The 21063-nt window shown below is 39.9% G+C and carries 17 protein-coding genes; 2 read left to right on the forward strand and 15 right to left on the reverse strand.

Annotation, left to right across the window (positions count from 1 at the left end):
- Positions 1–12 precede the first annotated feature (12 nt).
- The 12 genes from ACXACS_RS07970 to ACXACS_RS08025 form a co-directional block, all read right to left on the reverse strand.
- Positions 13–1497, reverse strand: coding sequence for an oligosaccharide flippase family protein (locus tag ACXACS_RS07970; protein ID WP_474805629.1), 1485 nt, complete (start codon positions 1495–1497; stop codon positions 13–15).
- 35 nt (positions 1498–1532) lie between these two features.
- A complete protein-coding gene (locus tag ACXACS_RS07975) occupies positions 1533–2492 on the reverse strand; it encodes a GT-D fold domain-containing protein (protein WP_474805631.1) in 960 nt (319 codons plus the stop codon).
- Positions 2485–3618 carry a glycosyltransferase gene (locus tag ACXACS_RS07980; protein WP_474805633.1) on the reverse strand — a complete coding sequence of 378 codons (1134 nt, stop codon included), beginning with the start codon at positions 3616–3618 and terminating at the stop codon, positions 2485–2487. The genes ACXACS_RS07975 and ACXACS_RS07980 overlap by 8 nt, the downstream gene beginning before the upstream one ends.
- A complete protein-coding gene (locus tag ACXACS_RS07985; protein ID WP_474805635.1) occupies positions 3615–4658 on the reverse strand; it encodes a glycosyltransferase family 4 protein in 1044 nt (347 codons plus the stop codon). Before ACXACS_RS07985 ends, ACXACS_RS07980 begins: the two co-directional genes overlap by 4 nt.
- 2 nt (positions 4659–4660) lie before the next feature.
- Entirely contained in the window at positions 4661–5638 is a 978-nt protein-coding gene (locus tag ACXACS_RS07990) for a polysaccharide deacetylase family protein (protein ID WP_474805636.1), read from the reverse strand.
- A gap of 8 nt (positions 5639–5646) precedes the next feature.
- On the reverse strand, positions 5647–6807 hold the full coding sequence (locus tag ACXACS_RS07995) for a hypothetical protein (protein ID WP_474805637.1): 1161 nt from the start codon (positions 6805–6807) through the stop codon (positions 5647–5649).
- Positions 6804–7976, reverse strand: a complete 1173-nt coding sequence (locus ACXACS_RS08000; protein ID WP_474805639.1) for a glycosyltransferase family 2 protein — start codon at positions 7974–7976, stop codon at positions 6804–6806. The genes ACXACS_RS07995 and ACXACS_RS08000 overlap by 4 nt, the downstream gene beginning before the upstream one ends.
- 5 nt (positions 7977–7981) lie before the next feature.
- Positions 7982–8494, reverse strand: coding sequence for a serine O-acetyltransferase (locus ACXACS_RS08005; RefSeq protein ID WP_474805641.1), 513 nt, complete (start codon positions 8492–8494; stop codon positions 7982–7984).
- Between the two features lie 130 nt (positions 8495–8624).
- The gene (locus tag ACXACS_RS08010; protein ID WP_474805643.1) at positions 8625–11348 is read right to left on the reverse strand and encodes a tetratricopeptide repeat protein; all 2724 of its coding nucleotides are present in this window, start codon (positions 11346–11348) and stop codon (positions 8625–8627) included.
- 133 nt (positions 11349–11481) lie between these two features.
- Positions 11482–12381 (reverse strand): hypothetical protein, encoded by a 900-nt coding sequence (locus ACXACS_RS08015; protein WP_474805645.1) that lies wholly within the window; start codon positions 12379–12381, stop codon positions 11482–11484.
- 140 nt (positions 12382–12521) lie between these two features.
- Positions 12522–13379: a ThiF family adenylyltransferase gene (locus ACXACS_RS08020; protein ID WP_474805647.1), complete on the reverse strand. Its 858-nt coding sequence runs from the start codon at positions 13377–13379 to the stop codon at positions 12522–12524.
- Between the two features lie 3 nt (positions 13380–13382).
- On the reverse strand, positions 13383–14186 hold the full coding sequence (locus tag ACXACS_RS08025) for a PEP-CTERM/exosortase system-associated acyltransferase (RefSeq protein WP_474809230.1): 804 nt from the start codon (positions 14184–14186) through the stop codon (positions 13383–13385).
- A 299-nt stretch (positions 14187–14485) separates the two neighbouring features.
- Here ACXACS_RS08025 and ACXACS_RS08030 point away from each other — a divergent pair, with 299 nt between their 5' ends.
- Entirely contained in the window at positions 14486–15265 is a 780-nt protein-coding gene (locus ACXACS_RS08030; RefSeq protein ID WP_474805648.1) for a S1 family peptidase, read from the forward strand.
- A gap of 234 nt (positions 15266–15499) precedes the next feature.
- Positions 15500–16516, forward strand: a complete 1017-nt coding sequence (locus ACXACS_RS08035; protein ID WP_474805650.1) for an NAD-dependent epimerase — start codon at positions 15500–15502, stop codon at positions 16514–16516.
- A gap of 33 nt (positions 16517–16549) precedes the next feature.
- On the opposite strand, the gene ACXACS_RS08040 is transcribed toward ACXACS_RS08035, so the two are convergent.
- The 3 genes from ACXACS_RS08040 to ACXACS_RS08050 all read right to left on the reverse strand — a co-directional run bounded on the left by ACXACS_RS08040 (position 16550) and on the right by ACXACS_RS08050 (position 21048).
- A complete protein-coding gene (locus ACXACS_RS08040; RefSeq protein ID WP_474805652.1) occupies positions 16550–17434 on the reverse strand; it encodes a patatin-like phospholipase family protein in 885 nt (294 codons plus the stop codon).
- A gap of 375 nt (positions 17435–17809) precedes the next feature.
- Positions 17810–20005, reverse strand: a complete 2196-nt coding sequence (locus ACXACS_RS08045; RefSeq protein ID WP_474805654.1) for a malate synthase G — start codon at positions 20003–20005, stop codon at positions 17810–17812.
- Between the two features lie 98 nt (positions 20006–20103).
- Complete coding sequence (locus ACXACS_RS08050; protein ID WP_071959609.1) at positions 20104–21048, reverse strand: LysR family transcriptional regulator; 945 nt, start codon at positions 21046–21048, stop codon at positions 20104–20106.
- Between the last annotated feature and the right edge of the window lie 15 nt (positions 21049–21063).

Consider the following 21063-nt stretch of genomic DNA (forward strand, 5'->3'; position numbering starts at 1 on the left):
GACACTTTTTCATTACAATTTTCTCTTTATTGTTGAAAACATTAAGCTCATTATTTCTTTTGGTATAAAAAAGTAAGCAAGTGTGGGGACAAAAAATGCATTGAAGATAATAGTAGAAAGAATCAACGAGGCCCATGTGGTAGGCAAAATAAGCTGCTCTCTCGCTACTAACCATAGTACAAAAAAAACAGACGCAGACGCAGCGAAGCAGATATCAAGTTTTGCTAATCCTATTTTGTTATGTCGTTTAAAGGCAATGCGGTAGAGCATGAAATTTACCAAATATGATACCAATACGAAGGCTAAAGCGACGCCAATGACACCATAAATTTTTCCAAGAGCAATACTTAACAATATTGTAAATATTGAACCTATCAAGGAAGCATACATAAGGTTTTTATGATTGGCTTGTGCGATAAGAATATTTCTAAATATCATAGCATATGGCCGAACGAGTAGACCTAAGGCCATTATAGATATGAGAGCAGATGCTTTATTAAATGAGTTCCCCAGCCAAATTCTGATGAAAGGGTCGCTGAAAACAATAAGATTTATAGCTAAAGTTAAGCAGCATAAGAAGCACATTCTCGCGATCGTATCTATGTGATTTTTAAGTTCTCCTCCACGAGCTACCAATTTAGTAAAATATGCTGAAAAAGATTGAAAGATAGAGTTGTTCAATGTTTCAGCATGGTTTATGAGGTTTTGTGCAACTCCAAATATTGCCACTGAATTAACAGTCATAATATTACTGATTAAAATCGGAGCTGAGCGTTGGTTAATCATTTTGGCAAAAGCCATAATGATTATATATTTAGAAAAGTTAAATAGCTCAAGAAATCCATTATAAGAAATGTACTTTCTTTTCAAACACCAGTAAGGATAAATTTTCCTAGCAGCGATAATCTTTAATAAATTTATAAAAATATCGGTAAAAACAGCACATAAAGCCATAGTAACAATACCAAAGTGCCTACCGACAAAATAAATTAAAGTAGATTTCACAATGACGTTTAACGTGGCGAGGGCGGCATCAATATCTACCCTCAAGTGAGCAGCGTATATCGCGTTAATAGGGTTCATCGTGAAATCAACAACTATTTTAACAGCAAAGATAGCTGCCACTTTTGTTAATAGCTGACCCATATCAGCTTCTAAACCGAGTAAGTGTGGGAATTGGAATACCAATAATGCAACGAAGGCTGATATAACTCCAAGTGATAAAAATAAAAATAGGGATGTAGTCAGGTATAGATTAGCGGTATCTCTATCTCCTTTTTCTAAATACAAGGTAACAAACCTTTGAACAGCAGCGGGAAAGCCCAGTTCAATTATATTAAAGAAAGCTAACACAGAGAGGATTAGAAGCCATAAGCCATACCCTTCGCTACCAATACTTTCAATAATACTGGGGGTAAGAATTAGCATTGCTAAAACAGTGATGACTTTTTCAATAAGCGAGAATAGCCCTGAGGACAGTAGTCGTTTTTTACTCAAAATTTATACCTAATTGTGTGGTTCACTATACGAATTTAGCAATGCCTACTTTTAAATACTTGACGCAATCTAGCTGCATTCTCTTTTGTCATTTTGAGTTCATCAGGTAGTCTTTTTTTACCTAATAGTGTTTTTTTGACGGTAAAACGAGATTCTATTACTTTAGGTCTGCTATAGCGCCCGTCCCAACAGTCGATTAACGCTCCAATATCTAGCGCAATACCGCCTTGTTGCTGTATTTCAGCACAATACCCCTTTCCTATAAGGCCTGCTGCTACTAAGTATGGCATTCCGTGATACTCTACGTTTATACTGTTTTTGATTCTTTCGAAATGTTCTGGATAGTGTGGAACAAAGTGTCCCACCTGTCTGGCCGACTTATCTGGGGTGATGTGTTCAGTGACTTTTATACTAAGACATTCTCTAAGTTTTTGTGGTATGTCGGTCCTCGCAGTTATTACGCCAATATGGCCGGCACGTTCTAACAGATTAGTCATTGCCCCTGATAAAAAGTAATCAAAAGAAATCCACTGCGTACAAAACTGCTGCGTCTGAAACTCTCTATGCTTTAGCGTTTTGTAAAGTTTTGCGATTCTAACTGCATCGGCAAAACAAATATTTCTTTCTGTCTCTCTTAATCTAAATGATTCTTTGAAGGTGTCTAAAAATAATTCGGTGTTGTTACTACTGATAAGTGCGTCGTTAAATGAAACACCTAAAACATCATCTCTGACTCCGATAATATCTGCGGTATTTATTAGGTTTGATAGGTTTCTTTTTAAGTCATAGAGCTGGTTTAGAGAAGCTTGTTTGCCAACGTGCTCAGATAGGTACAAAGTATCGTGAATGGTACACTTTTCGTCAAAATCTAAAAGAGCTCCCTCACCATCTCCGAGCCTAATAAAGCTGAACGAAGACTTGTCTTCAAAGGCTTTATTTATAGCTGATTCAAACTGTTTAATAGTTAGTTGTTTAATATCTTTATAACTAGTCATTTTTTTCTAATAAGCCGCGTATCTGGTCCGCCGTATTGCTCCAAGTGAATTGTGAGATAGAAGACCGTATAAATTCTGGATTCCAATGACGCTGTGTCAATTTATATATGGCTTCAACAATTCCCTGGCTATTCAAATCGTCAATGAATACGCCATTACTACAGTCGGTTACTACTTCCGGTATACCCCCAACTTTTGTAACTATGACAGGAGTTCCAGTTGCTAATGATTCCATCACAACATTTGGCACACCTTCCCTGTAACTAGGAAGTATTAACGCATCAGCGTTGTGTAAATAGGGCAATAGTTGATCGTGTGCTACCGAGCCAAGAATATTTATATTCTCATTTAGTTTGTTGACTTTCACTTCATTGCGTATTTTTTGTATTAGCTCCCCGTCACCGATGATGTCTAAAACAATCGAAGTCACGTTTGTTTTCATTAGCGCCATAGCACCAATTAACTCTTCAATACCTTTAGTTTTAATCAACGAGCCAATAAAGAGTAACCGTATTTGTTGTTCTCGAAAAATGGGATGTGGGCGCAAAGAAAAAGTATTAAAATCCACACCGTTATAGACAACGCTTGTGTTTGTTTTTGGAGCGTGATTAGCTATCGCTTTAACTAAAGCAATGCTTTTTCCGGTCACTACATCCGCGCTGTTAAAAGCCCATCTCATTTGAGCTCTATGAAAAGGTTTTTCCATAAGGGCGTTAACATCACTGCCTAACGTTTCTATGATTAATTTTCCCTTGCTAACTTTTTTAAAGAAAGCCGCAGTGACACCTTCCGCATAAGACCAACTTGCTATCACTCTATCAGCTTTTATTAGCCACATTAGAGGCTTTACCGATACGATTATTGAAATAAGCATCATTAGAGGGTGTAGTGAAGTTAGTACTTTGGGAACATATAGAAAAGGAAAAATACAGGTGTTATCAGGTACACGGTGTTTGTTTAAAACAATTTTTTTTAGCCAAACGAACCAAGGCACTGGAATTAACTTTTTTATTTCATAATGTTCACTTAAAAACTTGGTCTCTTCTCCATTGTATGTAGCTCGTGTTGGCTGCCAAGGCAGAGGGTGCAAGTTGGTGAAAAAAAGTAGAGATGGCTTTCCAGTCATGAGTAGAATTTCTGATAAATAGCTGAAACTGATTCGATAGAAAATTGCTTAGAAATAAATTGGTGTGCACTTTTTCCCATTTCTTTTAAAAGTTTACGATCTTCGTGTAATCTAAAAAGACATTTTTTCCATGTTGCCATGTCGTTAATTTCGTAAATAAACCCATTCTCACCATGTGAAATAACAGAGCTAATATTGCCGACATTGGTTGAAACTGCCGGTATGCCCCTAGCCATAGCCTCTACTAATGACATGGGAAGGCCCTCAGTAGTCGAATTAATTAGCAACACATCTTCATTCTCATAGATAAAGTCTTCATCTAGCTGGCTCCCATGAAAAGTGATGAACTTTGATAATTTTAAACGCTCTACTTTATCTTCTAATTTGGCTCTTTCTGGGCCATCACCATATATATCTAAAAGAAACATTTTAAAAAGTTCATGTTTATTAAAGACATCAATAATTTGGGAGACGTTCTTGAGCGGAATGAGGCGGCAAACCATACATAATCTTAGTTTGTTCTTATTTCCTATTTCAACGAATGAGCGGGGAACTACAACACCATTTTCTACTACAGAAACACACTGTTCTGACCAGTTATACCTTTCCTTAATCCCTCGTTTGATAGGCTCTGAAACAGCAAAGATAGTATTTATATATACAGAACTTAGTTTATGCGCAAATTTCAGATACTTAAGAGGAGGTTCAACTTCACCATGAATTGTATAAATCACATTTTTTAGCATTAAAAGCAGAAACAGCGGAGTAAAGGCTCTAATTACGGCGGGAGAGTGAATATGTATCGTCGAGTATTTTAATAGAACAGAAATTGTTCTAAGCGATCTAACGAATACATTTCCATTTATATTAAAAACCTCTATTCCAGACTTCTCGATATCACTTTGAAATGCATCACTCGGTTTACCGAAGGAAAGTATCCCGACACTTAATTGCTGTGACTTTTGTTCAAGTGACAGGTTTCTAACGCATTTTTCTGCCCCCCCGACTTGGAGACTACTTACACAATGTAAAACTTTCATAATTAAAACCTTTTTGCATACCCGAATAGTTTCATTAAATCTTCATTCGATATGCCAGGTGCAATAGGGAACCTATGTAAATCGTAGGGCGATGCTAAAGGCAGACGATTTATGCCAGGTTGGAAATTGAATGCTAATTCATACCCATTATTTTTGAGACCTATTATCACTTTTTCGTTATAAGTTGAGCGATTTCCAACAGGGTATGAAAAAGCCGTTATGTTTGTTTTAAGCTTCGATTCTAGTAGAGCTTTAGAGTGGCTTAATTCGTAAAATAACTCATCTTCGGATAACTTTGTTAGTATATCGTGATTGTGAGAGTGAGCACCAATCTCCATTCCTTCTTCTAATAAATATCGAAGGTGGTCCCAATTCATAAATTCAGCTTCTGGATAGCTATGCTCGAACCCCAACTGTTTCTCTAATTGATATATTTGATTTTGAGCAGAAGTCTTACAACATTTTATTTGAGTAAGTACATCACGTATGAATATTTTTTCATTATGAGTATTTAAAACGGGTTTCTTCCAATTCGACAACTTAACTTGTGTTGGACGATAAGTTTTAAGTAGGTAAGCAACTTTGTCCCACCACGGTACAGTGTTACTCCCTATCAACGCTGTCGCAATAAAAAAGCTAGCAGAAATTTTATGCTTTTTGAGAACAGGTAGTGCGTTGGTGAAATTATCAATATAACCATCGTCGAAGGTAACACACATTAGGCGCTCTTCGATAGGTTGATTTAAACTGAGTAAATTATTTAGTTCAGCAATACTAATAACTCTAAAGTTTTTCTTGAAAAAGGTTATATGCTCATCGAGTTCTTTAGTTGTACAAGAAAACACGCAAGGATCAAACGAAGTATCATCACTATTTCCTATTCGATGAAAATTAACGCTGTATAGACCTGCAGGGCGATTGTTCCAAAAGTAGTGGTCAAGCCCTAACCAGCTACCTATTTTCTTTTTTATACGCGACATTAGCGGTCTCAAAGCCGTTTAAAAGAAGGAGCGCCAAGGATATAGTTTCTATACGAATTTGGGTTTCCTTCTTCACCTGCTTCAGCTGCTTTTATGATGTTATACATCTCTCTAGCAGAGACGTAATGTAGAGCGTAATTCTTTCCATCGTTATATTTAGAGGTTAAATGTCGATGCATTTCCTTTACAGGCTCGCCAAGTAAAGTCTCCATATCGCCATCCTGAGCTCCGTGGGTGTGTACTTTTATAAATATCCATTCAGGTTTTCCTTCGACATGAATAGCTTGATCGACCCACAAATCAACACGATTGGGTGTCGGAGGAAATGTTTTTCTAACATCTGAGTTTTCGATTTGAGGAAAAATTCCTTTCTTTCGCACTTTCCAATTTAAACCCAAAATTCCTTGAATAAGCAGTAGGTCTCCCCAAGCCTTGCCACCTTTTACGATAGGTCGTCCGGTTTCATACGACTTCGGTTTCTCTGGATCGTCTTTCGCATAGTAAATGGTATTTAACATAGCGGGTTGCGATTCATCGGGGGATGGAAACGTGAAATCGGCGTAACACCCGGTTTCTCGAAGTACAATAAGCTCATCGTTTACACCGCACCATTTTCCTTCAGGGTGAGAGTTATCTAACACCCAGTTTCCATGTATAAAGGCGTAGACGGGTTTGCCTGTCTCCGGGTCAACGCTTAATGCATTATGTTCTTCGTGAAGACATTGGGCAAAGCCAGAGAGGGTTTTTCTTAAGTTATCGCTAGTATCATCTTCATGATGTAGGTGTATCTCTATCTCGCCAAAACCTTTAGCGCATAAATCGGAAATTTTATCTAAATGTTCTTTTCGATACTCCTCTTCGGGAAAGAAAAAGCTATGCTTTGGATGATTTCCGTCTGCATCAAGAAATTGTGAGGCCATTTTAGGGTAATCAACCATCCAACGGTCCACACGTTGCCGCTCCAATTCAATGTTCTCTTTATTTTTCCATTGAGGCTCATAGTGGTCTACGAAGCAAAACATGACATGCTGCGTACCACTTACAGTAGGCTTTTGTGTAAATCGGCTTTTCGTGTAATTCCAAAGCCAACTCTGCATTTTCTTTTTCTTTACAATGGCAATGAATGCTACGGAGAGTAATACTAAAAGTGCTAGTGTAAGCGCGATCATCTAGATGTCCTTTGCCATGTCGCTGATAGGTTAGAGGATAGAAACTTAATGTAACCTCTGAAAAGGGATATATTCATTGATACGAAAAATGTTATTAGACTAATAATGTTTCCAACTACCGGAACGTTTTTAAATATTCTCAACTCGCCTAGCATCCAGAATGAATAAAATGCGAGCTGTCCAAATAACATTACCGTATATAAGTAATTAGTGTGCCACAAGAGTACAATGTTGAGAAGCAAGGTAACTATCATTAAATGAGGAACAAACCAGCGAATTACCTTATGGCTTAAATAAGAAAACCAGCGCCACTTATAGCGTGGATTAAGCAACCAAGTTAAGCGGGACAATGATTGATAATTACCTGCGCCTATGCGAATGCGTCGGCCTGCTTCTTCCTTCAAGGTCGGGGCGATCTCTTCTGTCGCCAACGCCTGTTTATTATAGATAATTTGATATTTTCTTTTGGCTACGTTCATCACAATGCAGAAATCATCTATTATTGTGTTGTCCGGCAATGGTTCGTAAAGCGAGGTTCTAATCGCGTAAATCCCACCGTTAGCACCAAGGAGAGCATCAATTTTCGATTCGTGTTTTTTCAAAAATTGTTCATATTTCCAATAAATGCCATCTTTATTGTCGCCTGAAAAAGCATCCACAAGGTTAAGTTCACCACATACGGCACCAACTTTTACATTTTCAAAAGGTGAAACCAAGTTTAGTACAGCATCAGTTGCAAACATGGTATTAGCATCAGAGAACACGGTTATGTCACTTTTAACGCGCTTGAGTAAATCATTGATTACATTTATTTTTCCCCGGTTTTCTTCAAAGCAAAAAACGCAAAGACGTGGATCGCGAAAACTACTGATTATACTGTCGGTTTTGTCTGAGCTACCGTCTGAGGCAATGAAAAATCGTATTTTATCATGAGGGTAATCGAGCGATAACAGGTTCTCTATGCGCTCACCTATACAGCTTTCTTCATTATACGCGGATATCACGACTGACACCGAAGGTAATTCATTACCCTCAGTAATCACGTTTTTCTTGACTTGCTCGCGTTTAGAAAATGCTCTGCTGAAAGAATATAGTACAACCGGATATAATAAGTAGCTGTAAAGAATGAGGAAGATGGCCAACCAAAATAAGAATTCTATGTACTTCATGATATTTATCTAGCTTTTGCTGGTATGCCCAATGCTGTAGCATTTGAAGGGACATCCTTCACGACCACTGCATTAGCGCCAACTTTCACGTTACTTCCTATGTTAATGCCGCCAAAGGCTTTAGCTCCAGCTCCAAAAAAAATATCATCGTTGAGTACCGGTGATTTACCTTTTTCGTCTCCAATCACTACACCACTTTCGAGAGTAATGTTTTTGCCACCAATAACTTTTGAATTAATGACAACCCCAATTGGGTGCATGATAACAAAACCTGGACCAAATTCAGCTTTAACACCAATCATACAGCCGTTATAAACTCTGTTAAGGTGTTGTAGAAGTAGAGCAATTGGAGCTAAGGACTTAGATTTAGAACAGCGAAAAGCTAGTCTATACAAGATGTTAGCGCTAGTGCCATCTGTTATGCAAGCTCTTAGTAATGATATTTTAGAGCCATCTTCTAAAAAGATCTGCTGTTTCCTTTTTAGATCAGACTTAATTAGGCGGATGGTGTTATACATTTAAACGTATTACTCTTATAGGAATGCTACTTGTATTACTTCAAGTAATTTACTCAAGCCGGTTGTATATTCTGCTCCCCGCTAGCTTAAAGTCTATAGGGAGCACAAATATTACGTAGTATAAACTAGTCTACAAGCTAGTTGATAAAAGATCCTTCATACGTCTATAGTCGTTCTGCTGCTTTCGAGTATTTGGAGTAAGTAATTTAAGTGCCTTCTCTGCAGAAACTACTTCGCCAATGTCATAAAGAATCTTGATATATATTAGGCCAATTTCAAAGCTTTTACGGTTCTCAGAATACAGCGATTCAGCAAGTCTAAGGGCTTCTTCATTTTCAGCATTGGCAACTAAGCTTTTTAAATAGGTATCAAGAACTGATATTTCACTAGGCGCATCTTTGTATGCCCTTTTTGAGAGCTCTAGTGCTCTTGCGTTCTCTCCCATTTTTAACAAAAGCCAAGCTTGATTGTTGAGTGAGCCAACGGTTGCCAGTTGGTTATCATCAAGGTACTCATAATGTCGCAATGCTTCAGTCGGAGAGTGGTTAAATAAAAGCTCAGCTAAGCGCATTCTTACAGCACTGTCTTTTGGGTAAAGCTCCAAATGCTGCAGCGCAAAATTTTCTGCTAACTTTCTCTGATTACTTGCGTAATAACTTTGCATCAAATACAGCGCGATCTCTGTAGAGTTATTTAGTTTGTAGGCATCTAGGAAGTACACGCTAGCTTGTTTATAGTCTTTATCCAGAGCAAACGTTTGACCTTTGAGCTTTTTCCACAAAGGTTTTTTCTTAGTTGAATAAGAACAAGAGTTTAAAGTGCTGATAGCGTCGGCCAATCGTTCTAACTTTAATAAATACCTTGTTTTCAATAGACTGAAGTTATCTGACTCTTCTTCGGGAAGCGTAGTTTTTGTTTCTTCTATAGAGAGCAACGCAAATTGTGGATCGTTATTTAGGTCTGCTAGTGTGAGTGCTCTAATAAGGTACTCTTTCGATACTCCCAGACTAGATTTCCATTCAAATAAAGCATTTTTAGCCTTGTCGTATTGTTTTAAAGATAAATGTAGAACGGTTTTTAGTTCGTATACAGCTCTACTCTCCACCTCTTTATTACTTGATTCCTTCTGCCACCGTTCAACAGTTGCTATTGCGTCTTCAAACATATCTGCTGAAGCCTGAGCAAACGCTAAGTCTAAAGTTGGTGCTAAGTGCTTATGCCCTTGATTGTCGTTGTAGACAGATGCGAGAAATTCAACATTTCCTACTAATTCTTTTTTACTATTTGAGCTATTGATAAGTAATTCTACAGCCCAAGGCGAATAAAACTCGTCAGTTATAATCCTTTTCAAAAGACTATGAGAAGCTAGTTTATCTCCCTGCTTCAACAACATAACGGCTCGATATGAATTGATAAGGGGATGGTCTGGAGATATTGCTTCTACTTGACTAATAGTTTCGTTGACTTCTTTCTCATTTCCTAACTTTGCTAACGTCGCCACTTTGAGTAACAGCAACTCTACACTGTTAGGATCATTAAGCAGCCATTCATCTAAATACTTGAGTGCGGTTTCTTCGTCGTCACCTGATAACAGTGTTGTAATCAGTATTGCTTTTTGCTGAATATCCTGTGACGCTTGTGCAAAGGAAGATTCTAAAGAATGAGTATCGACTCGCCCTGTAGATTTGAGGAAACTATCTAAAGCGAATTTGACATTGCCATCAGTAAACTCTCTACTTTTCATTGAATCCAGCAACTCATTTGCTTGCTTTTTCTTACCATCTTCGTCAAGTTTAGAAGCTAGACTGAGTAGTAGAGGGAGGGTGGTATCATTTACTTGAAGCTCCTTCGAAGAATTGTATGCCTCAATGGGTTCCGCAACCATAAGTTTAGTAGCAGTGACATATCGATATATTGGATGTGAGCGTGGAATCCGATCCTCTATTTTTTCAAAGTGATTATACGCTTTTTCAAAATTGCCTAACTGATAGCTTACTAATGCTGCTGTCAATCTAGCTTCAAATGATTCGATACCTCTAGACAAAGCGATATCTATCTCTTGTTCTGCCAGTAAGTAATTACCTAACTTGAAGTTACCACTGGCCTTTATAAGCATTGCAATTGGATTATCTTTATTAGCTTTGAGAATTAGATTGGCAAAATACTCGGCTTCTTCCAGCGATTGAGATTTATAATATGAAATTGCGGCTAAAACTATAACTCTTGTGTCATTGGGCCTCACTTTGTGTAAACCATCAAGAACCGCAGACGCAGAATTGAATTCATTAATAGAAAAGTAAAACTTCGAAGCAATGTATCGCTGAACATAGGAGCTTTGCTCCAACGGTAATGTATTAAGAAAGGACCTCAGCTCTTTAGTTTTACCTTTCCTTAAAAGGGGATACATATCTTTATATATTTTAGTTTGAAGGTTTGAAGAGGAGTCGTTGCCTGCTAAAACTAATAAATCGTTTGCTAAGCCAGCTTCTTCAGATATTGGTTCAAGCGTCTTTGCAAATTCTTGAAGAGAGACAAAGTTTTCAGAAAGGAAATAGATTTCCAAGACCGTTGTGTTCTCATGACTAGACCGCTCCAAATTAACGAAGTCTAAAAATCTATTTATTTCTTTTTCAGCGAAGTCATATTTACCTTGATATAAATAAGCTTTTGCTAAGAGATATCTATACTTAGCGTTTTCAGGTGATGATGCAATAGCACTTCGGAGTTGAACAATAGATGTTGATAGTTCGGAATAAGTGGACTCTGAGGATAGAGAATCGAAAGAGGTTTTTTCGCTGTTCGGCGAACATGCAAAAAGACTGAAAAGAGTGATGGTTAAAACGATGTTTCTCATATTCTACCCTGAATATTAATCTGAATAACTTGAGTTTAAAGGCTATCCTTAGCAATAACCACTCTTCATTTAATGGTAAGCAAAAAAGCGACCTATCGGTCGCTTTTTATTTTTAAAATTTTACGGCTTGCTACTAAGAATTTCTGAATCTACGAAAACCGCCTAAACCAAGTAGACCAAGCCCCATAACAGCGATAGTAGCTGGTGCAGAAACTTGAATTTCAAGGTTAGCACTAGGAAGCGTGGTTGTTCTGCTTAGGAAGACTTCGTTGTCGAAATCGTCCAGGTCTATACCTAGGGAAGCAAGAACCTGGTTGTTAAAAGCGGTCGGAGAGTAGCCGTTATCCGTTGGCGCTTGTTCAGCATTGGTAATTTCCGCTGTAATCTCAGCGCCGTATTGACTTGGATCATTATTTGCTACGATTTCAGCTAGATCTGAGTCACCATTAAATGAAGGATCCATGAAGAAAAGGTTAGAGAGTACCGATTCAATCTCGGCGAATAACGTTAGATTGATACCGCCTCCGTCATTGAAAGTGCTACCGCTTAGTGAAAGCGAAAGAGCTGGGACAGAATCATTAGGCGTAGAGACGTCATCATCGAAGTACATATTGAAGTAACCGCCTACGAAGTCAGCTACCAGCGCGTCACCGTCGTCAAACTGGCCGTTTGCGACTCCATTGTCGATTACACCCGCGTAACCCCATAATTCATAATCGAACGTGAGATTCCATGAGTCTGTAAAGAACTCGCTAGAACCTGTGTCAGGGTTTAAAAAGCCCACTTCACCTTCTGCACTATCAAAAACCAGAGTTCCGTTTTGAATACCATCCCCTTCAAGGTCAAGGTATGCAGAAGTAGGTGTTAAGTTGTTAAACGTAAACATGTCGAAAGTGTATGTAAAGCCGTCGGCATCACCGAATGGAACACCACTATCGTTGTCGCCAGGGTTCATAAATAGCGGTGATGCTCCCGCCGTTGCCGTGCATCCTGCAAAAACTACAGCAGTAAAAATTTTTGTAAGCTTGTTCATGTCGCCTCCGTATGAACTATACATTTGTAAGTACTCCTAGTGGGTAGCTTAAAATGTGCCAACTATTTAAGTTTATGAATAACAATGATTTTTATAATTCCATAGGGGTGAAACTTTTGTTTCTGTAAAAAAAATCGACACTATTTTGATAGCACTAACTTCCTTGCAACTTTTAACTTCAACTTCTGTACAAAACTTTTGTTACCCTTTCGTAGGTGAGTTATTTTAAATTTGTTTCGATATGCATCAAAGTGGATTCCCTTAGGAGCAGTGAGAACATCACCTCTTTTAAGTAGCAGTTTAAGTGCGTTTGTAGCGGCTATACCGGCACAAAGCTTGACGGCCATCGGAGTAGATGGGCCGCGTTTTTCGTTGAAATTAGCTGCTTCTGGAACGACTAGATATTTTCTCTGTAACATCTTGGGAGAAAGCCCGACTAAAAACTTCAAACACTTACTTTCTTCATCATCTTCTTTCTGGATATCAAAATAATCTGAGAAAGTCATACTTGAATCTGTAAAGCAAAGTACAGAAGTTCCCATTCCTAAGGGCGCTGCTGTGATCGCGGGTATACTTTGTAAACGACAATGTTTGAATACTTGTTCTCTAATATCAATAACGAAAAAGTCTAGACTATCTATGTATATGTCTACATTGGCGAGGAATTCAGAAATGTTTGTCGAATTTATTCCGTCAGGAAAAACTTTTATAGAACAATTAGGGTTAATATCTTTCAGCACTCTCTCTAAAACAGAGATTTTTGGCATCTCCAACGTTGAAAGAAAAGCTCCAGCTTGGCGATTTAAGTTATGGACTTCAAAAATATCAAAATCTGAAATAGAGAATTTCTCGATTCCAAGTCTTGCTAGAGTTACAGCGTGTTCAAAGCCCACTCCGCCAGCACCTGCGATAGCAACACGCTTGGCCCTGATGCTCTGCTGTTCATCTTCGGTCAACCATCCAATATTTCTAGAGAAAGCTTTAGTATAGTCAAACATAACTTACACCAATCCTTTTGGGTACTTACCAACCGTTTCTTGGATGTCATTTAACATCACTCTAAAACTAGGTCTGAGGTTATGGAATAGCAATGTAGGGTTGATATAAAACGGCGCTCTTTTACCGTGATAATTTACAACAGGCCCAATTTGTTCAAATTGGATTCCGATGAACCGCATGCTGCGAGCTAGCCTAGGCTCCATCATAACGTATGTATGCTTGATATCATTGTGAATTACTAGGGCTGCTGCAGAAAAATATAAGCCTATAGCTATGAACGGAAAACAGCGTAGCTCGTTTTCCGAGTAAGTGTGCTCATTGATAACACCAATGGCGGCCCCAGAGAACTTATCCATCTGACGTTTTCGAAATTCTAGCGGAACTGCCAAGCGGGATATTTCACAAATATCTTGTCTTGCAAAATTGCGTGGATTTAGCGTTTCATGAGTAATGGAGTCTAAACAAAATTTCTCTATAGGAAGAAGTTGCTCTTCTGATTGAGGCCTAACTAGTCGCACTGTGCCCGCATAGTGACCTGACTTCCTATGCTTTATTAAACAAGGGCTGGAAAACGTATCGAATTCATCTTTCTCAAATTTGTCACTCCGAAGCGGTTCGAATCCTAGTTCTTCACAATATACCTTGTGTCGTATTGTATAGCTTTGATCTCGAACCGACTGAGATTGTGCAACCACCGGCTCTAGAAAGTCTGAGAAGTGTTTAGAGATAAATTTAGCTTCTTGAAGTTTCTCTAATCCGCCAAGTGCTTTTCCTAGTTTACTGTCTCGGCCGACGATAGACTTCATGCGCGCTATTATTGTTTTATTAGCCACTAAACTTCGTTCCACAAAAATCATCCTTCAAGAGAGTTTAGCAAATATTTTTCATAAATTACTTAATCCTTTTATACTATTTTTCTTAGTAATTGATAATTTATGTTTGCCTAACATTCATATTTTTGCTCGTAGCTTCGTAAATAGGCAGTGATTTATGTAGTACAGGCGCGAAAATATCTGTTTCGTAAAAGATAACTTAGTTTATCTAAACCATTTCGGTAGCCATATACAAATGACGTTTTTGCTAAATATCTATAGGCGGAAATAATATGAAAATTTTTAATATCACAGCTTTACTAATGCTCACTATCTTCAGTGAAGGGCTTAAAGCACAATCTAATCGAAGTGATGACTTTGTTGATATGGTCAAAATGGTTTCAGAAGGTACAGTAGCAATTGCTATCGATGCGCCAATCAAACATTCGTCTCCCCGCGTTCTAGGAACTGGTTTTGTTGTTACCAATGGTCACTTCGCAATAACTAATTATCATGTAGTATCAGAAGATCTAGATCCAACTATAGTTGAAAATTATGTCGTTCTTAGCGGGGTGGGAAGTGTCGTTAAAAAAATAAGAGCGGAAGTCGTTGAAATAGATCCCAAACATGACTTGGCTCTATTGAAGTTGAGTTCTCCATTGAAGCCCTTAGAGCTTGGGAGTCAAGAATTACTACTTCCTGGAACTGAAATAGCGTTTACAGGTTTTCCAATCGGTGCTGTTTTAGGGCTATACCCAGCTACCCATAGGGGTTACATTTCAGCTATAACCCCAGATGCAATCCCTGCATCAAACAGTGACCAGTTAAATTTGGTAATGATGAAGCGCCTTCAAAATGTTAGTCTAATTTATCAACTCGACGCTATAGCGTATCCTGGTAACAGTGGTAGCCCATTATATAATCCAGAAACGGGAGAGGTTATTGGAGTGATAAATAAGGTTTTAGTTAAAGATACTAAGGAAAGTGTTCTGGCTTCGCCGACGGGAATTTCTTATGCTATTCCTGTAAAGTTTGTTATTAAGTTAATTGGGAAATATAATGAAGAAAGTTAATATTGGGCTTGTAAAGTCATCTGTGGCCTAATACTTGCACACTTCGTTTAAGATTACAGAAATTCTAGAGTAACTTCTATGTCGTTCAATAGACTTAATGAAAAACGCGTTATTGCTTAGATGACTAACTATAAGCTTAAGCTTACCCTTTCAGAACCCAATGACAATTTTACATCAGTTAGGACGTGACGGATGTACCTCAAAATGACTGAACAATACCCTAGGGATTAATAAATGAAAATCTTAGTCACCGGAGCAGCTGGTTTTATTGGCGCAGCTGTATCGCAATACCTTATCAATCGTGGTGACCAAGTTGTCGGGATTGACAACATAAACGATTATTACGATGTAAATTTAAAGCACGCTCGATTAGATGAAATCAAATCATCATCTGCTGCTGACCTGTTCTCATTCACAGAAATGGGCGTTGAAGAGCGCGATAATATGGCAGCGCTTTTTGAAGAGCATAAGTTCGACAGGGTAGTGCATTTAGCAGCCCAAGCTGGAGTGCGTTATTCTCTTGAAAACCCTAACGCTTACGTCGATTCCAATATCGTTGGCTTTGTAAATATCTTAGAAGGGTGTCGTCATAATAAAGTCGAGCACTTAGTTTATGCGTCATCTAGCTCAGTTTACGGTGCGAATGAAACAATGCCGTTTTCAGAGCAGCATAACGTCGATCACCAAGTCAGCTTGTATGCCGCTTCTAAAAAAGCGAACGAGCTAATGGCTCATACTTATAGCCACCTGTATAGCTTGCCTACAACGGGGCTGCGCTTTTTCACTGTTTACGGGCCTTGGGGCCGTCCAGATATGGCGCTTTTCAAGTTCACTAAAGCTATTCTGGAAGGTAAAACAATACAGGTTTACAACTATGGTAACCACCGTCGTGACTTCACTTATATCGATGATATCGTTGAAGGCGTAATTCGCTCATTGGATAATGTGGCTAAACCTAACGAGAATTGGGACGGCGGCAATCCAGATCCAAGTACGAGTAAGGCGCCCTATAAGGTATACAATATTGGTGCGCAAACACCAGTGCACCTTTTGAAGTTTATTGAAACCCTTGAAAGTGCATTGGGCATTGAGGCGAAGAAAGAGCTTCTTCCTATGCAGCCGGGCGATGTGCCTGACACCTATGCTGATGTGTCGTCGCTAGTTGAAGATACTGGGTATCAACCATCTACCGATGTTGACACAGGCGTAAAAGCGTTTGTCGATTGGTATCGCGACTTTTATAAAGTGTAAGCGCTAGCGACTGATAATTACTTTCTGAAACCGTTAAAGTGCACTGTTTCTCATAAATCCCGCACACTTTTTGGGCAAAAACTCTTTTGTGGTTGAATAACCTAGCTCAAAAAGTGTGTTTTTAATTTCTGGTGTTAGCGAAAAATCTACCGCAGAAATCTCCCCGGTATTCACTACCACGGTATTGTGCCAGTACTTCGCATTAACGTACTCTCTGGATATCGCCGTCATAAACGTACGAATAAGCATGCTGACGTATTGGGGTAATTGAAGTAGGTTCTTTTTAATGGCTTTACGTTTTTGATTGGTGCTTTGTAGCCTGAAGCACACTGACGGCGTGCCATCACCTCGCCAGTCTTCAAACAATGCATCTTCAGACAATATCGCCCCGTCTACTAATAAGTGCTCTTTAAAGGGCTTAAACGAAAAGATAAGCGGAATAGACATAGAATACCGCACTGCTTCTGATACTTTCATATCAGGAGAGGTCTGCTTATTAAATAAAACTGGCCCGCCGCCATTTACGTCGGTAGCGAGTATATGCAGGTCCAAGGGGAGGTCGGCAAAGACTGCACCCTCTAACTGTTCGTCAATCCATCGCTGAAACACATTGCCAGATGACAGCCCTCCTTCTCGAAGCAATCTCACGATAGAAAACTCTGTGAATTGCTTGAAATCGGTAACGAGTGCTAGCTCTCGCATTTGCTCGACAGTGTACCCTTTGGCATAAAGGGATGCGATAATTGAGCCGCCAGATACGCCAACCAAAGTATCGAAACCAATGTTCATATCGTGCAGCGCTTTTATGATACCGATATGGGCACTTAAACGCGTACCCCCACCTGAAAAGATAGGAACTATTTGTGTGACGTTCGCATGTAAAAGTTTATTCGGTATCGCCGCCGAGGCTATCTGCATGTGCATACTCCAAACTAGGGAGGCGTCGCGAACAAGGTTTTAGATACAGCTGTAAAACGAAACGCAGTGCCTCACAGTAAAAGCGTAGTTTAATTGCGCACTATCAGTAAAGCTTGAAACGGAGGAAGAGCGATATCTTTAGTCTAAGGTGTTGCGATATCGCTACATAATGCGATGCTCAGTACTTTTATCAGTGAGTTCGACTGGCACATAAAAAAAAGTGCAAATGATTGAATATCATGCGAACGATACATAAAAAAAGCTCACTTCTGAATTAACAAAAGTGAGCCTAGATAGTATGCGATTGTGTTTTTAACGTGCTTTACGGTCGAGGTTATAAACCTTAGATTCTAACCTATAAATACACGTATGAAATTAACTCTCAGCAAGCTTCGCTTTCATCTCACGTCTTCGAGCGTGCAGTAAAGGTTCAGTGTAACCGCTAGGCTGCTCTTTACCTTTGAAGATAAGGTCGCTTGCAGCTAAGAAGCCGATTGAGCTGTCTAAATCAGGCGCCATAGGAATGTACTCAGGGTCGCCGGCGTTTTGCTCATCTACCAGTACTGCCATACGTGCTAACGATTCTTTTACTTGATCTACACTTACAATGCCGTGCTCTAGCCAGTTCGCGATATGCTGCGATGAAATACGCAAGGTCGCACGGTCTTCCATCAAGCCTACATCGTTGATATCAGGAACCTTAGAGCAGCCAACACCTTGGTGTACCCAGCGTACTACGTAACCCAAGATACCCTGAACGTTATTGTCGATTTCACGCTTAATACTGTCCCGAGTGAGTGTTGAACCATCTTCTAACAATGGAATGGTAAGTATGTCAGCAAGGCCATCAAAGTTTTCATCTAGTGACTTCTGAACGTCAAACACGTTTACGTCATGATAATGAAGCGCGTGAAGTGTCGCGGCAGTAGGTGAGGGCACCCACGCCGTATTAGCACCGGCCTTGGGGTGACCTATTTTAGTGGTCATCATATTTTGCATTTCATCAGGTATTGGCCACATGCCTTTACCAATTTGCGCTTTGCCAGAAAGGCCGCAGCGAAGGCCTACAGCCACATTTGCGGTTTCATAAGCCTTAATCCAGGCCATCGACTTAAGCGCGGCTTTTTCTGCGAAAGGACCTGCAAGCATTGAGGTATGAATTTCATCACCGGTTCTGTCTAAGAAACCCGTGTTGATAAACACAACGCGTGAGGTGGCCTCAGCAATACACGCTTGAAGGTTAATGCTCGTGCGGCGTTCTTCATCCATTATACCCATCTTAAGGGTGTTGGCTGGAACATCGATTATTGCTTCAATCGTACCAAACAATGCGTTAGAGAATGCCACTTCTTCAGGTCCATGCATTTTAGGTTTAACAATATAAATACTGCCTTCACGGCTGTTTTTAAATTTACTGTTTTCTAAAAGGTCATGCTTTGCGATAAGAGACGTCACTAAACCGTCCATGAGCCCTTCTGGTACTTCTTCGCCGTCAAAGAGCATGGCATTGTTAGTCATAAGATGGCCTACGTTTCTAACAAACATCAGGCTTCGACCAGAAAGCACTAGCTCGCCTTCTTTTAGCTTGTCTTGTGAAGCGTGTTTAGACGGCTGATAGCTTCTATCATCATGCATAGCGCGAACAAGCTGTTTACCGCCCTTTGTCATCTCAATGCTAAGGGTGCCTTTCATAAGACCTAGCCAATTGCTGTACACCAAAGTTTTGTCTTCAGCGTCAACGGCGGCAACAGAATCTTCGCAGTCCATAATAGTAGTCAGGGCCGCTTCAACCAATACGTCTTTAACGTTTGCAGCATCGCTCTCGCCAATAGGGTGAGTCGGGTCTAGCTGAATTTCAAAATGCAGGCCGTTGTGGGCAAAAAGCAAACTTGACGGTGCGTTAATGTCACCCTGGTAACCCTGCCACTGTTCGGTATTCGCTAGGGTTGTCTCGTCGCCGTCGGCAAGGGTAATAGCCAGCTTGCCTGATTCGATTTTGTATTTAGTAACGTCAGCGTGGCTGCCTTTTGCTAGCGGTATCATGCTATCTAGGTAGTCTTTCGCTTTCGCAACTACTTTGGCGCCGCGTACAGGGTTGTAGCTCTTGCCAGGCTCGGCGCCACCGTCATTGCTTATAACGTCAGTGCCGTAAAGTGCGTCGTACAGGCTTCCCCAACGTGCGTTTACCGCATTTAGTGCGTAGCGCGCGTTATTGATTGGCACTACTAACTGCGGGCCTGCCATTGTCGCTATTTCAGCATCTACATTTTGTGTTTGTGCGCTTACTTGTGATGGTTGTTCAACAAGGTACCCAATGCTTTTTAGGAAGTCGGTATATTCGTTTCCGTTTACCGGGTTGCCGGCTTTATGATAATCGTCGATAGCACGCTGAAGCTGTTCTCGCTTTTCCAATAGTGCGCGATTTTGAGGAATGAATTTTTCGAAGAGGGTTTCTGCACCTTGCCAAAAGGTGTCTTTATCTACGCCTGTACCAGGAAGTGCCTGTTCATTTATAAAGTTATCTAGCTGTTCGGCAACCTGTAGTCGGCCTCTGGTGATATATCCTTGCATAACTACCTCTATACATTTATCTGTTAACCCAGTGTAGTGTGTATAGAGATAGTTTTTTAATTTATGGTTTGTATTTTTGCCATATATTTTGTGAATGTTTAGCCCGCGTTCATTTCGCTGGCAACGTCGCTGATTAATCGACGCAACCAAATGTGGCCAGCGTCGTGGTGAAGTAGAGCACTCCACGCCATTTTTAGCGCAATAGGTGGTATGTCAAAAGGCGGTTCTTTAATCACTACATCTGGGTCGTGTTTAAACAAACGCGCTGCTTTACTTGGCAAAGTAGCAATAAGCTTTTGCTTTTTGGCAATTTGAAGCGCTGCGTGGTAATGACGCGTAAACACACGAATAGCCCGCTGTTTGCCAATTTTTGTTAGTTCAGCGTCTACCCAACCCAACTTTTGAACTTCATTCGGGTCAATACCTACGCCCACACCAAAACCCGTTTTACTCACCCAGATATGCTGAGCGCTCAAGTAGCCTTCTAGATTGCATTTTTCTACTAGCGGGTGGTCCGCACTCATTACGCAGCTAAAGGTGTCATACCAAATAACTTTTTGGTGAAACGACAAAGGTAGTTCATCGAAACGGTTGATCGCCATATCCACTTTACCTTGCTCAACATCGTGGAAAGTCACATCGCTTGGCGTAATAAGGTCAAGGGTAATATTGGGCGCTAAATCGGCCAGTCTTCCAACGAGTTCAAGTAATAAGGTACTTTCTGCATAGTCACTGGTCATAATGCGGAAGGTTCTGTCGCTGGTTAACGGGTCGAAATCAGTTTCGGGCTGAATAGAGCTTTCTAATCGGCTAAGTACATCGCGAATAATAGGTTGCAACTCAAGGGCACGCTTAGTAGGCGTCATTCCATCGCTGGTTCGCACTAAAAGCGGATCTTTAAACAGATCGCGAAGGCGTTTCAAGCCGTTACTCATTGCTGGCTGAGTAATACTTAGCTGGTTTGCTGCTTTTGTAACACTGCCTTCGCGCAACAGCACATCTAAATAAACCAATAAATTCAGGTCGACCTTCGCTATATTCATTATTCTAATGCTCTT

Source organism: Alteromonas sp. AWM4_230 (genome assembly GCF_056158305.1).

Coding starts and splice junctions, on each gene's coding strand:
- ACXACS_RS07990 (WP_474805636.1), bottom strand. CDS start 5,638: ATGTCGCGTATAAAAAAGAAAATAGGTAGCTGGTTAGGGCTTGACCAC.
- ACXACS_RS08015 (WP_474805645.1), bottom strand. CDS start 12,381: ATGAACAAGCTTACAAAAATTTTTACTGCTGTAGTTTTTGCAGGATGC.
- ACXACS_RS08050 (WP_071959609.1), bottom strand. CDS start 21,048: ATGAATATAGCGAAGGTCGACCTGAATTTATTGGTTTATTTAGATGTG.
- ACXACS_RS08010 (WP_474805643.1), bottom strand. CDS start 11,348: ATGAGAAACATCGTTTTAACCATCACTCTTTTCAGTCTTTTTGCATGT.
- ACXACS_RS08035 (WP_474805650.1), top strand. CDS start 15,500: ATGAAAATCTTAGTCACCGGAGCAGCTGGTTTTATTGGCGCAGCTGTA.
- ACXACS_RS07975 (WP_474805631.1), bottom strand. CDS start 2,492: ATGACTAGTTATAAAGATATTAAACAACTAACTATTAAACAGTTTGAA.
- ACXACS_RS08040 (WP_474805652.1), bottom strand. CDS start 17,434: ATGCAGATAGCCTCGGCGGCGATACCGAATAAACTTTTACATGCGAAC.
- ACXACS_RS07995 (WP_474805637.1), bottom strand. CDS start 6,807: ATGATCGCGCTTACACTAGCACTTTTAGTATTACTCTCCGTAGCATTC.
- ACXACS_RS08000 (WP_474805639.1), bottom strand. CDS start 7,976: ATGAAGTACATAGAATTCTTATTTTGGTTGGCCATCTTCCTCATTCTT.
- ACXACS_RS08005 (WP_474805641.1), bottom strand. CDS start 8,494: ATGTATAACACCATCCGCCTAATTAAGTCTGATCTAAAAAGGAAACAG.
- ACXACS_RS08020 (WP_474805647.1), bottom strand. CDS start 13,379: ATGTTTGACTATACTAAAGCTTTCTCTAGAAATATTGGATGGTTGACC.
- ACXACS_RS08025 (WP_474809230.1), bottom strand. CDS start 14,186: ATGAAGTCTATCGTCGGCCGAGACAGTAAACTAGGAAAAGCACTTGGC.
- ACXACS_RS07980 (WP_474805633.1), bottom strand. CDS start 3,618: ATGACTGGAAAGCCATCTCTACTTTTTTTCACCAACTTGCACCCTCTG.
- ACXACS_RS08030 (WP_474805648.1), top strand. CDS start 14,486: ATGAAAATTTTTAATATCACAGCTTTACTAATGCTCACTATCTTCAGT.
- ACXACS_RS08045 (WP_474805654.1), bottom strand. CDS start 20,005: ATGCAAGGATATATCACCAGAGGCCGACTACAGGTTGCCGAACAGCTA.
- ACXACS_RS07985 (WP_474805635.1), bottom strand. CDS start 4,658: ATGAAAGTTTTACATTGTGTAAGTAGTCTCCAAGTCGGGGGGGCAGAA.